The sequence below is a fragment of the Kitasatospora sp. LaBMicrA B282 genome, assembly GCF_050325825.1.
Lineage (GTDB): Bacteria > Actinomycetota > Actinomycetes > Streptomycetales > Streptomycetaceae > Kitasatospora.
The window spans coordinates 14578-27226 of the sequence record NZ_JBNQTI010000009.1; the positions used below are offsets into that span (position 1 = coordinate 14578).

Sequence of the window (12649 nt, forward strand, 5' to 3'; positions counted from 1 at the left end):
ACGGTCGCGGATGGCGGGCGGGGCCCTGCGCAGCCACCTCGTCTGGGAGCCCGACGACACCAGGCAGCGCTACTCGGCCGCTGCCAGGAACCGGTGGCTCAGCAGGAACGCGGCCAGTCGTGCCGCCCGGTCGGCTCGGGCGCCGGCGGCGACGAGCGCCGCGCCGACCACGTCGGCCGCCTCCGGGGCCGTGTCCGGGTCGCGGAGCGTGGGGAGGAGGAGCAGCAGGCGGTGGCTCGGGTCGTGCACGCCCGGGGCCGTTCGGTCGGGGGAGTGCCCGATCCTGATCAGCTCCTGCCAGCTGAGCCCCGGCCCCTCGGCAGGTTCGGGAATCAGCCGGAGGTGGTCGATGTAGGCGATGCGGTCGATGCGGCCTCGTTCGGCGTGGCTCAGGTACCACTGGGTCCCCCAGTCGGCGGGGAACTGGGTGCCGCACACCCGGACGCTGTAGCCGTCGTCGAGAGGCAGGCAGAAGTCCAACGCCCAGTCGATCAGGTCGTCCCAGGCCGTGTCGGCCTCGGCGAGGCCGGTGTCGAACCCGTCCGCGATGAACCGGCGGTCCGCCTCGTCCGTCCTGAACAGGCGCATCAGGTAGCCGGCCCAGAACGCCGGCCCCGGCTCGGGCTTCTCGGGCCGTGCGGGAGTCGGTCGAGCGGCGAGGTCCTGGTCGGGACCGACGACGTCGCCCTGCTGCGGGTCGAACACGACCGCGCCCCTGATCGAGCACAGGAAGTCCATGAGCTCGATGATCCGGTCGGTGAAGTCGCGTGCGTCGTCGCTCCCGAAGACGACCCGGATCCGTCGCGTGATCCCGGAGACGTCGAAGGGTGCCGTGGTGCCGAGCGTCGCCTGGATGTGGCGTGAGTCCTTGGCAACGTACTCGCCCTCCTCGTAGCTGACCTGGACCGGCCAGGATCCCCAACGGAGCGCCAGGAGCGGGTGGTTCGAGAAGGGCAGTCGCCCGAACCGCAGGGAGAAGTCCCCCCGGCCGTCGAAGCGGGCGGACAGGTCGGCCGCCAAGGACTCGTTCGACATCGCGGGCGACTCGGGGCCGAGCAGGGCGTGCAGGGTGAAGGTCACGCCTGATCCTCGCAGGCCCCCGACGGCCGGGGTCGACACGCCCGGACCACCGGTCGGCCCGCGCGTCGGGTGTTCTGCACGTCACGACGGGAAGTCGACGATGGCCAGGGCGAGCGGGAGTGCGTCGGTGCGTGGCTGGCCGGTGGGCAACTTGCCCTGGAAGTAGGTGCCGCTCTCGTAGGCGTCGGAGGCCAGCCAGGCCGGGTAGGAGACCTGGCCCTCGTAGGTGAAGCCGTCGAACACGTAGGGGACGGCGTCGGCCTGCAGGAGTGAGGGGTTGTCCATCAGCTGGAAGTGCAGGTGGGGGCCGCTGGAGTTCCCGGTGTTGCCCAGGTCCGCGATCTTCTGGCCCTTCTTGACCTTGTCCCCGGGCTTGACCAGCAGGCTGCCCTTGATCAGGTGCGCGTACATGGCCCAGACCCCGCCGCCGAGGTCCTGGATGATGTGGTTGCCGTCCACGTTCTCGATGGTGAGCTTCGGGCCGAGCACGGGATCGTTGGCGGGCAGGATGCCGGGTGTGCCCGCGTCGACCGTGTCGAGGGTCGAGCTGACGGTGCCGTCGGCGACCGCGTAGATGGCCTGGCCGTAGCCGGCGTAGCTCTCGTTCTTCGTCTTGTCGCCGCTGTAGAACGCGCCGGAGTCGGTGAGCTTCAGCCAGTCGATGGCGAAGCGCTGGCCGTTGGTCAGCTTGCCGTTGAGAGAGTTGAGCGCGGGGCGGTGTGCTCCGCCGATGCCGCAGCAGCCGTTCGCCGCGACCCAGTTGGTCCCCTTGAGTGGGGGTGCGATGACCAGCGGCTTGCCGGCGGAGATGTCGAAGGGCGCGGCGAGGTAGCTGATCGGGGTGGGCTGGGTGGCCGGTGGCGCGGCCTGCCCGGTGAGGGAGAGCCGGTGTGCGACTGCGGCGGGTGCCTGCTTGAGCGTGTCGAAGGTCAGGTCCACCAGCAGGGCGCGGGACTGGCCGGGGGGCATGACGGTGTCGGTGGCGTTCGCGTCGGGCAGCATCCGCAGCAGGTTGCATTCCCCGTACGTGCAGCTGGGATCGACCAGTTGGCCGCCGGAGAGGGAGGCGAGGACGGTGTCGGGCTGCTTGGCGTCGACGACCTGTACCGAGGTGAGCGTGGCCGGCAGGCGGGATGCGTTGGTCAGCTGCAGGTCGTAGGAGACGTGGTACTTCTGGTCACTGCCCAGCCAGGGCAGCGTCGAGGCGCTGACCGGCGTCACGACCACGGGGCTGAAGCTGTCCGGCACGCTCACACCGGCCAGGGCGCCGGCCGTGGATGCTGCACTCGGATCCGAGGACGCGGTTTTCCCGGAGGAGCAGCCCGTGACGAGCAGCCCCGCGACCAGCATCGCGAGCAGCGCCGTTCGGCCCGTCCGCCACCGACCCGGGAGCGGCTGCCCGGGTTCTCCCGGCCGGGATCGCCGTCACCGGTCGACCGCATAGCCCGGCATCCCGCGGATGGCCGGGCCGCAGGTCCGCCGGTTGCCGTTCCCGCGCACTCTGCGGGATCCTCAGCCATGCCCAAGATCGATTCCGGCTTCAGCGTCCTCTCCGCGGACTTCGCCGCCGACCCCTACCCCTCGTTCGCCTGGTTGCGGGAGCAGGCGCCCGTGCACCACGAGCCGGCGATCGACAGCTACTTCCTCTCCCGCCACCAGGACGTGAAGCGGGTGCTGACCGACCACGAGGCGTTCACCACCGAGACGCTGCAGGTGCGCGCCGAGCCGGTGATGCGCGGGCCGGTCCTCGCCCAGCTGACCGGGGCCGAGCACACCGCCAAGCGAAAGATCGTCGTCCGCGGCTTCACGGGTCAGGCCCTGCAGGACCAGGTCCGCGCCATCCGCGCCGACGCCGCCGAGCTCATCGCGCCCTTCCTCGCCCGGGGCCGGGTGGACCTCGTCAACGACTTCGGCCGGCCCTTCGCGGTGTACGCGACGCTCGACGTGCTCGGCCTGGACAAGGCGGACTGGCAGCAGGTGGCCGCCTGGCACAGCGGGGTCGCCGAGTTCATCACCAGCATCGTCCTCACCCCCGAACGCCGCCGGCACTGCCTGGACTGCGCCGAGCAGTTGGAGGCCTACCTGCTGCCCGTCATCGAGCAGCGGCGCCGCCACCCCGGTGCGGACCTGATATCCCGGTTGTGCACGGCCGAGTTCGACGGCATCGCCATGAGCGACCGCGAGGTCACGGCGCTGATCATCAACGTCCTGGCCGCCGCCACCGAGCCCGCCGACAAGACCCTCGCCCTGCTCTTCAAGCACCTGATCGACCACCCCGAGCAACTGGCACAGGTCCGCCGGGACCCGGGCCTGCTGCCCGCCGCGATCGCCGAGACCCTGCGCTACACCCCGCCCGTCCAGCTCGTCCCCCGCCAGGCGGAACGGGACGCGGTCTTCGCCGGTGCCACCGTGCCGGCCGGTGCCACCGTCTTCTGCATGATCGGTGCGGCCAACCGCGACCCCGCCGTCTTCGGCGCCCCGGACACCTTCGACATCCACCGCCCGGACCTGGGCACCGCCCGCTCCTTCAGTGCCGCCGCCCAGCACCTGGCCTTCGGCACCGGACTCCACCAGTGCGTCGGCGCGGCCTTCGCCCGTGCCGAGATCGAGACGGTCGCCGCGCTGCTGCTCCCGCTGCTCGACCGGGTCCGTTACAGCCCCGGCTTCCGCTACCGGGAGACCGGTCTGTACACCCGCGGTCCCGCCGCCCTGTGCCTGGACTTCACGCCCGTCCACGCTCCGGGACCCGACAGCGGCACGAGTCGCCGACCCGATCGACGCCGTTGTTAGGATCCCTGACGAATCGGCGACTCCGGGGGCGGAATCCGCTGCCGGCGCCAGCACGCGAAGGGGAGGAGCCGCCGTGGTGTCCGTGGGAGAGCGGCTGAGCACCGCGCGGGTCCGTGCCTTCATCGGCCGGGACGAGCAACTCGAGCGCTTCGGTGCGGCGCTGACCGGCGACCCGCAGGCTCCCTTCGCCTTCTACGTGTTCGGGCCGGGCGGCATCGGGAAGTCGACGCTGCTGCGCCGGCTGGCGGACCACGCGCGGGCGGCCGGCCGCCTGCTCTTGGAGCTCGACGGCCGTTTCGTCAGCCGGGACCCGGCCGACTTCGAGCGCGCGGCCGGTCCCTTCCTGGACGTTCCCGGCACGGTGCTCTTCGTGGACTCCTTCGAGCACTGCCAGTGGCTGGAGAGCTGGCTCTGGCACCACTTCCTGCCCCGCGCCGCGGACGGCACCCTGGTGGTCCTGGCCGGCCGGCTCGCCCCGCAGCCGCAGTGGGCCGCCGACCCCGCCTGGTCCGAGCTGCTGCACGTGACCGAGCTGGAGCCGTTCTCCGCGGAGCAGGCCCGCAGCCTGCTGGTCGCGGCCCGGATCCGGCCCGAGCTGCGGGACCGGGTGCTCCGCTTCGCCGGCGGCAACCCGCTGGCGCTCTCCCTCGCGGCCGCCGCCGGATCGGCGGGCTGCAGCCGGGAGGAGATCTGGGCTCCCTCCGCGGACGTGCTGCGCACCCTGCTGACCGGGCTGATCGGCGAGGTGCCCTCGGCCGGTCACCGCCGCGCCCTGGAGGTGGCTGCCCAGGCCTACGCCACCTCCGAGGAACTGCTGGCCGCGGTCCTGCCCGAGGAGGACGCCCACCTGCTCTTCTCCTGGCTGCGGGACCTGCCCTTCATGGAGTCCACGCACCAGGGGCTGCACCCCCACGACGCCGCCCGCGAGACCCTGGCCGCCGACCTGCGCTGGCGGGCCCCCAACGCGTTCGTGACGATGCGCCGGCGCCTGGCGGACGAGTACCTGCGGATCCTGCGCGAGGCACCCGAGGAGCGGGTGTGGACCGTGACCGACGAGCTCTTCTACCTCTTCCGGGAGGGGAAGACCCTGGCGCGGCTGCGCACCTGGTCCCGCGAGGCCGAGGTGCACGACCGTCCGCTGCACCCGGCGGACCTCGACGTGGTGCTGCGGATGGCGGAGGAGACCGAGGGCAGGGCCTCCGCGGACCTGGTCCGCTACTGGGCGCAGCGCCAGCCGGGCGCCTTCAGCGTCTACCGCCTGGTGAGCACGGGCCGCGTCGTGGCGTTCACGGCCCGGCTCGCCCTGCCGGCCCCGCCCGACCCGGAGGACCTGGCCACCGACCCCGTGGTCGCGGCCGCGTGGCAGCACACCGAGGCCACCGCGCCGGTGCGCCCCGGCGAGCACATCGGGATCAGCCGCTTCTCGGTCTACCCGGAGCGCTACCAGGTCCCCTCGCGCGTCATCGACCTGAGCAGTTCCCGGGCCCAGGCGGAGTCCGCCCGGGCCCGTGGCCGCGCCTACGGCTTCGCCGTCTGGCGGGACGCCGAGACCTGGGCCGAGCGCGTTCGGGGGACCCTCGGCGACACCGGGGCGCGACCGCGCGTCGGTGCGCACAGCTACGGGCTGTTCGCCGTCGACTGGCGCCAGGTGCCGGTGGACGCCTGGCTCCAGCGCTTCATGGTGGACACCGACGAGCCCGTCCGATCGGGGCCGTCGCCCGTCTCGCGCAGCGCGTTCGAGCAGGCCGTGCGGGAAGCGCTGACGCACTGGCGCGACGCGGGTGCGTTCGCCGCCTGCGCCCTGTTGCGCGCGCGGCTCGCGGCCGACCTCGGCGATCCCGTCGAGGAGTTGCGCGCGCTGCTGCGCTCGGCCGTCGACGACCTCGCCCAGGACCCGCGCGGCGTACGGGCCCGGGAGGCCCTGATGGCGGGGTACTTCTCCGGTGCGCCGACCCAGGAAGCCGCCGCCCGCCGGATCGGTCTCCCGTTCGGCACCTACCGGCGCCACCTGCGCCAGGGCCTGGACCTGCTCTGCGAGGACCTGTGGCAGCGTGAACTGCACGGCCCGCCCGAGTAGCTGAGCCGCCGACGGAGCACTGCCGTCGGCTGGTGATCCGTCGGACCGGCAGCCGCCGGCCGTCCCTGGGCCCGGCGGTGCGGAGTGGACAGCCGCGGACAGCAGTGGACAGTCATCGCCCCCGCCGGGCCTGGAGAGTGGACACCGCCCCGCACCAGGCTGTGCGCCATGAACCTCCACCGCACACAGCCGGGGCAGCCGCCGCCCGCCCCGCAGCCGCCGCCCGCCCCGCAGCCGCCGCCCGCCCCGCGGCCGGCAGCCGTGCTCACGGTGCTCGCCGCAGCCCAGTTCACCGTGATGCTCGCCACCTCGATCGTGAACGTCGCGCTGCCGCAGATCCGCGCCGGGGTCGGCCTCTCGGACGGTGCCACCACCTGGGTGGTCAACGCCTACGGCCTGGCGTTCGGGGCGCTGCTGCCGGCCGGCGGACGGGCCGCCGACCTGCTCGGCCGCCGCCGGGTGCTGATCGCCGGGCTCGCGCTGTTCGCGGCCGGCTCGCTGGCCGCGGGACTGGCCGCCTCCTCGGGCGTGCTGATCGCGGCCCGGGCGGTCCAGGGCCTGGGCGCCGCCGCCATCGCCCCGGCGGCGCTCGCGCTGGCCATGGACGTCTTCCCGTCCGGTCCGGGACGCGGCAGGGCGCTGGGGGTGTGGGGCGCGGTCTCCGGCGCGGGTGGAGCGGGCGGTGTCCTGCTCGGCGGTGGGCTCACCCAGGCGTGGGGCTGGCCGTGGATCTTCCACTCCGTCGCGCTCGGGGCGGCGCTGGTCCTGGTCGCCGTGCTGGTCCTCGTGCCACGGACGGTCGACCGGGCCGCCGGTCGGGCCGCCGGCCGGTTCGACCTGCTGGGCACCGCCACCGTCACCCTCGCCCTGACCTGCCTGGTCTGGGGACTGACCACCGCACGCGGCGCCGGCTGGACCGACGCCCGGGTGCTGGGTGCCGTCGGCGCCGCCGCCGCGCTGCTCGCCGCCTTCGCCGTGATCGAGCTCCGCCGGCCGAACGCGCTGATCCCACCACGGGTGTTCGGCACCGGCCGGGTGGCCGCCGGCAACCTGCTGATGGCGCTGCTCGGGTCGGTCTGGATCGCCCTCTTCTTCTTCCTGCCGCTCTACCAGCAACAGGTCCTCGGCTCCGGCCCGCTGGCCACCGGAGCCGGCCAACTCCCGCTCGCCGCGGCCAACATGCTCGGCTCCACGCTCGCCCCGCGGATCTCCCGGCGGCTCGGCGCCACCGCGACCGTGACCGCGGCCCTGCTCACCGAGGCGGCCGGTCTGCTGTGGCTGTCCCGGATCAGCGCCGACGGGAGCTACCTGGCCGACGTGCTGGGCCCGAGCGTGCTGGTCGGCCTCGGCCTGAGCATCGCCTTCGTCCAGCTCACCGCCTTCGCCGTGGACGGCCTGCCGCCCCAGGACGCGGGGCTGGCCGGCGGGCTGGTGAACACCACCCGCCAGGTCGGCGGTGCGATCGGCCTGGCCGCCCTCGCCACCCTCGCCGGCTCGGTCACCGCCCACGCCGCTACCCACGAGCCGCACCTGGCGGCCCTCACCGCCGGGTACCGGGCCGCCTTCACGGTCTCGGCCGGCGTCCTGGGGGCCACGGCCGTCCTCGCGCTGCTCCTGACCCGGGGCACCAGCCCGCGGACCGCGACCGCCGCCCCGCGACCGGCCGCCGAGCCGCAGTCCGCCTGATTCTCCCGGATCTCCCGGACCGGCTGGGCCAACGGCTCGGCCACACCACCGACACCTGTCAGCAAGAGAGGAATCACCACTGTGATCACCATCGACGAGACCGCCCCCGTCATCGTCCGCCTGAGCACCGCGATCGACGCCCCGCTCGCCACGGTGTGGGACCTGCACACCGACATCGCGGCCTGGCCCAGCTGGAACACGGACGTCGAGCAGGCCGAGCTCAACGGCCCGCTGGCGCCCGGCAGCTCCTTCAGCTGGCTGACCCACGGCCTGGACATCACCTCCACCGTTCTCGAACTGGTCCCCGGCGAGCGGATCGTGTGGGGCGGCCCGGCCAACGGCATCCAGGGCATCCACGTCTGGACGTTCGAGCAGAGCGGCGACCAGGTCACCGTCCACACCGAGGAGTCCTGGAGCGGCGCCCCGGTCGAGGCCGCGGTCGACCACCTCGGCAAGGCCCTCCACGACTCCCTGGAAACCTGGCTCACCCGCCTCAAGGACCGCGCCGAGCAGGCCTCCTGACCAACGGCGGCAAGAGATCCTCCCGCCACAAGACGAACACGCATCGAGAAAAGGCACTTCCATGACTGCCGACAAGCCCTACCTGACCGGCCACTACACCCCCGTCGCCGACGAGATCACCGCCACCGAACTCACCGTCGAGGGCACCCTGCCCCCCGAACTGACCGGCCGGCTGCTCCGCAACGGCCACAACCCCAAGCCCGGCGTCACCCCCACCCACTGGTTCAAGGGCAGCGGCATGGTGCACGGCATCCGTCTGAACGAGGGCCGTGCCGAGTGGTACCGCAACCGCTGGGTGCACACCCCTGCCCTCGACGGCGCGCCCTACCTGACCGAGCACGGCCCGGACCTGACCGCCAGCGTCGCCGGCACCCACATCATCGAGCACGCCGGCCGGCTGCTCGCCCTGTGCGAGGCGAACCTGCCCTTCGAGCTCACCGCGGAGCTGGAGACGGTCGGCGCCTACGACTTCGGTGGCAAGCTGCGCACCGCGATGACCGCGCACCCCAAGGAGGACCCGGTGACGGGCGAACTCCACTTCTTCGGGTCCGCGCCGTTCCCGCCGCACCTGGTGTACTACGTCGCCGACGCCAAGGGGCAGATCGTCCACAGCGCCGAGATCCCCGGGGCGACCGCCTCGCTCAAGCACGACTTCGCCATCACCCGCCGCCACGTGGTCTTCATCGAGGGCAGCGTGACCTTCGACCCCACCGAGCACTCCGGCATCCCCTATGGCTGGAGCGACGCGCAGCCCGCCCGGATCGGTGTGATGCCGCGCGGAGCGGACGGCACCCGGCAGATCCGCTGGTTCTCCATCGAGCCGGGCAACCTGCTGCACGTCGCCAACGCCTATGAGGACGGCCAGGGCCGGATCGTCCTGGAGGGCCCGACCGTGGACCGCGAGGGCTTCCGGCTCTCCTGGAACTGGTGGGTCGGCGCGCCCGGGCGAGGCAGCGAGCCCTCCGCCCACTCCTACACCCGCCGATGGGTGGTCGACCTGGCCACCGGCAGCGTCGACGAGCAGATCATCGACGACCTTCCAGTGGAGTTCCCGACCCTCAACGAGGAGCGCCTGGGCGCCGAGAACCGCTACCAGTACGCCGTCTCCTTCCCCGACGAGAACGGCTTCGGCGGCTACGGCATCGTCAAGTACGACCGCACCACCGGCGCCCGCCGCATCCACCAGGTCGGCGACGCCCGGCTGCCCAGCGAGGCCGTCTACGTCCCCGCCGCCGGAGCCACCCGCGAGGACGACGGCTACCTGCTCACCGTCGTCTCCGACCTCAAGCAGGACGCCTCGCAGCTCCTGGTCCTCGACGCCGCCGGCCTCGACCGGATCGCCACCGTCCACCTGCCCCGCCGGGTGACCGCCGGAGTCCACGGCTCCTGGGTCCCCGACACCGACAGCTGACCACCATCCACCCCGAGGCGCCCTGGGAGACGGACCCGACCCGTCTCCCAGGGTGCCTCCCGCCGACGACCCCCCGCACCGAGGAGCGACGATGAAGCCCCTGCTGTTCCCGAACGACGCCCAGTTCTGGTACGAGACCCTGCGGTCCTTCGGCCACATCACCTACGGCGGAGCCGACTTCGGCGAGGTCGTCTCGACGAGCGTGCGCATCGTGCCCGGCGACTACGACAGTTGGCACGACGAGTGGCTGGCCACCGCCGACCGGGTGGCCGACGAGGCCCGGCGGGCCCTGGCGGCGGGCCACCCGATCAGCGCCCGGGACGGGTTCCTGCGGGCCTCGAACTACTACCGGTCGGCCGAGTTCTTCCTGCACGGCAACCCGTGCGACCCCCGCCACCACCACGCCTACGACCGCAGCGTGGAGTGCTTCCACGCCGCGGCGGCCCTGTTCAGCCCGCGGATCGAGCCGGTCCGCATCCCCTACCAGGACGGCACCCTGCCCGGCTACCTCTACCGGGCCGACACCTCCGCGACCCCCCGGCCCACCGTGATCATGCACAACGGCTTCGACGGCACCGCCGAGGAGATGCACTACTTCGGCGCCATGGCAGGCGTGGAGCGCGGCTACACCGTCCTGGTCTTCGACGGCCCGGGCCAGCCCGGGCCGCTGCACCGCGACGGACTCGTGTTCCGCCCCGACTGGGAGAACGTCGTCGGCCCGGTCCTCGACTTCGCCCTGACCCTGCCGGAGGTCGACGGCGACCGCGTCGCCCTGCTCGGCAACAGCATGGGCGGCCTGCTCGCGCCGCGCGCTGCCGCGTTCGAACACCGGCTCGCCGCCGTGGTCGCCCTCGATGGTGTCTACGACCTCGGCGACGCGGTCACCACCCTCGTGCCCGGCGACCGCGCCGAGGTCGAACGCCGACTCCGCGCCCCCTCGGATCCCGAACTCGACGCCCTGCTCGACCACTTGATGGCCACCAACCCGGTCCTGCGCTGGGCGCTGAACCACGGCATGTACGTGATGGGAGCCGACACCCCCCGCGCCTTCGGTGCCGCCTACCTCGACCACCACCTCCGCGACGGCATCGCCGAGCAGATCCAGTGCCCCACCCTGGTCTGCGAGGCCGCCGAAGACCTCTTCTTCGCCGGCCAGGCCCGCCGACTCCACGACCACCTCACCTGCCCCCGCACCCTCCTCGAGTTCACCGCCGCCGAGGGCGCCGACGCCCACTGCCAGGCAGGCGCCCAACGCCTCGCCCTCGCCCGCATCTTCGACTGGCTGGACGACACCCTGCGCCACCGCGCCGCACTCGACCGCTCCGCCTGAACGTGTCCTACCACTCGCGTGACGACCTGGAGTCCTTCGTCGTCCGAGACCAGCATGGGGTGCGCTCTGCCCGCCGCAGATGGGCTGCGGGCAGAGCTGCTCCGCAGGGACCGGCGGACCGGTCACCTGGGGCCCGATGGCGCTCTGACGGATGCTCAGTGTCCAGAATCCGGCCGTGATCGTCTCGGCGTTGCCGCTGTCCTGGACCTTGATCACGAACGCGTTCTGCATGTCGTACCACTTGACGGGAGTGTTCTGCCCGTCGAGCACTGCGACGCTGACGTTCCGGAGGAACCCCGGGCGTTGCGCGAGCGAGTCGTCGATCCAGCTGTTGACGGCGAAACTGCGGAAGTCCCCGCGATCGAAGGTCAGCGAGTTGCCCGCGATGTCGGCCTGATCTGCCGCCGGCTGCCGCATCCTGATCATTCGCCCAGCCCCGGTCGGAGCCTTCGTTCCCCCGCACACCGACCAGCAGGCCGTCACCTGATCGGTGCCTACCGTGAGGTCAGTGATTCGAAGTTCGCAACCAGGTCGGCGGGGGAGGGGAGGGCGTCGATCTCCGCCTTCATGGCCGCGGCCGACTTCCGCAGGGCATCGTCGGTGACCAGGCGGTCGAGCAGGGCGGTGTCGACAGCGTCCAGGCTGGAGGGCAGCGCGAAGCCGTTGGCCTGGCCGGCGGCGGCGTTGGCGAAGTTGTCGGCGCCCTGGGGGAGGATCACCTGGGGGACACCCAGTGCGGCGGCGGTCATCATGCTCCCCGAGCCGCCGTGGTGGACGACGCCGTCGCTGGTCTGGAGCAGCTGGCTCAGCGGCACCCACGGCAGCGGCCGGACGTTGTCGGGAAGGGTGCCGAGCGGTGTGAGGTCCTCGTCTCCGACGGCGAGCAGGATCTCGGCGTCGAGCGCCCCCGCCTGCTCGATCAGCCGGGCGATGGGCGCGATGCCCTCCCACTCGGTGAACACCGTGCCCAGCGTCACCGCGATCCGCGGCTTGGTGCCGCGCCCGATCAGGTCGGCGGGGATCGTCCCGCCACCGTTGTACGGCACGTACCTCATGCGCCAGCCCCCGCCGTCCCCGCCGAGCGAAGCCGGCACGACGTCCAGGACGGTGGACCCGGCGGTCGGCTCCACCGCGTGTGCGCGGTAGTCGTCGGCGAGCAGTCGGCGCAGGCGAGCGGCTGCCCCGCCCGAGGTCACCCCGAAGTTGTGTGCCACGGCAGGGATGCCGAGCTTGGCGGCGACCAGCGGCGCGGCGCCCTGGAAGGACTCGTGCACGATGATGTCCGGCCGCCAGGTCTGCGCGACCTCCAGCAGGCCCTCGAGGGTCGACCGGCCGAGCTCGGCGAAGCCGAGGGCGCTCAGTTCGTTCGTCTCGTCCTCGCTGCGCTCCTGGTCGGCGAAACGCACGTCCTTCGGGAGGGCGCGGGCGAAGGCCTCTCTGAGGGTGGTGCCGTCGCCGACCTCGACGACGGGCAGCCCGGTGTTGCGCAGGATCGCGATCGGGGGCTGCCCGGCGAACAGGACGTCGTGGCCGGCCGCCCGCAGGGCCAGCGCGGTGGGGATCATGGGGAAGATGTGGCCGACCGCCCCGGGGGCGGTGAACAGGACTCGCACAGTGCTCTCCTGATGCAGGTGGTTGCTCATGTCGGACGCGCTCTGGGTACTGGGGGGTGGGACCGTCGCGGCCGACCGATCCGTGGCATCCGGCCTTGCGGGCACTTGCCCGTGCCGCGTACGGGATGTCATGGGCCGCT

General features: G+C 72.7%; 10 protein-coding genes. 7 read left to right on the top strand and 3 right to left on the bottom strand.

The genetic code is table 11. The features are described from left to right. Positions 1-69 precede the first annotated feature (69 nt). Complete coding sequence (locus ACQRUO_RS04670; RefSeq protein WP_428314418.1) at positions 70-1080, bottom strand: hypothetical protein; 1011 nt, start codon at positions 1078-1080, stop codon at positions 70-72. Between the two features lie 81 nt (positions 1081-1161). Beyond that, on the bottom strand, positions 1162-2334 hold the full coding sequence (locus tag ACQRUO_RS04675; protein WP_428314419.1) for a M23 family metallopeptidase: 1173 nt from the start codon (positions 2332-2334) through the stop codon (positions 1162-1164). Positions 2335-2598: 264 nt separating this feature from the next. Here ACQRUO_RS04675 and ACQRUO_RS04680 point away from each other — a divergent pair, with 264 nt between their 5' ends. The 7 genes from ACQRUO_RS04680 to ACQRUO_RS04710 all read left to right on the top strand — a co-directional run bounded on the left by ACQRUO_RS04680 (position 2599) and on the right by ACQRUO_RS04710 (position 11293). Then, a complete protein-coding gene (locus ACQRUO_RS04680; RefSeq protein ID WP_428314420.1) occupies positions 2599-3870 on the top strand; it encodes a cytochrome P450, cyclodipeptide synthase-associated in 1272 nt (423 codons plus the stop codon). A 73-nt stretch (positions 3871-3943) separates the two neighbouring features. Then, complete coding sequence (locus ACQRUO_RS04685) at positions 3944-5947, top strand: ATP-binding protein (RefSeq protein ID WP_428314421.1); 2004 nt, start codon at positions 3944-3946, stop codon at positions 5945-5947. Between the two features lie 168 nt (positions 5948-6115). Further along, complete coding sequence (locus ACQRUO_RS04690) at positions 6116-7633, top strand: MFS transporter (protein WP_428314422.1); 1518 nt, start codon at positions 6116-6118, stop codon at positions 7631-7633. A gap of 81 nt (positions 7634-7714) precedes the next feature. Continuing rightward, positions 7715-8155 (top strand): SRPBCC family protein, encoded by a 441-nt coding sequence (locus ACQRUO_RS04695; protein ID WP_428314423.1) that lies wholly within the window; start codon positions 7715-7717, stop codon positions 8153-8155. A 61-nt stretch (positions 8156-8216) separates the two neighbouring features. Continuing rightward, complete coding sequence (locus ACQRUO_RS04700) at positions 8217-9566, top strand: carotenoid oxygenase family protein (protein WP_428314424.1); 1350 nt, start codon at positions 8217-8219, stop codon at positions 9564-9566. 91 nt (positions 9567-9657) lie between these two features. Continuing rightward, positions 9658-10896: an alpha/beta hydrolase family protein gene (locus tag ACQRUO_RS04705; RefSeq protein WP_428314425.1), complete on the top strand. Its 1239-nt coding sequence runs from the start codon at positions 9658-9660 to the stop codon at positions 10894-10896. Between the two features lie 175 nt (positions 10897-11071). Beyond that, entirely contained in the window at positions 11072-11293 is a 222-nt protein-coding gene (locus ACQRUO_RS04710; RefSeq protein ID WP_428314426.1) for a hypothetical protein, read from the top strand. 97 nt (positions 11294-11390) lie between these two features. On the opposite strand, the gene ACQRUO_RS04715 is transcribed toward ACQRUO_RS04710, so the two are convergent. After that, positions 11391-12509: a nucleotide disphospho-sugar-binding domain-containing protein gene (locus ACQRUO_RS04715; RefSeq protein ID WP_428314427.1), complete on the bottom strand. Its 1119-nt coding sequence runs from the start codon at positions 12507-12509 to the stop codon at positions 11391-11393. Between the last annotated feature and the right edge of the window lie 140 nt (positions 12510-12649).

What these genes read in the sequence shown, in the direction of transcription:
- ACQRUO_RS04690 (WP_428314422.1), top strand. Translation starts at nt 6,116, where the DNA reads ATGAACCTCCACCGCACACAGCCGGGGCAGCCGCCGCCCGCCCCGCAG.
- ACQRUO_RS04700 (WP_428314424.1), top strand. Translation starts at nt 8,217, where the DNA reads ATGACTGCCGACAAGCCCTACCTGACCGGCCACTACACCCCCGTCGCC.
- ACQRUO_RS04705 (WP_428314425.1), top strand. Translation starts at nt 9,658, where the DNA reads ATGAAGCCCCTGCTGTTCCCGAACGACGCCCAGTTCTGGTACGAGACC.
- ACQRUO_RS04680 (WP_428314420.1), top strand. Translation starts at nt 2,599, where the DNA reads ATGCCCAAGATCGATTCCGGCTTCAGCGTCCTCTCCGCGGACTTCGCC.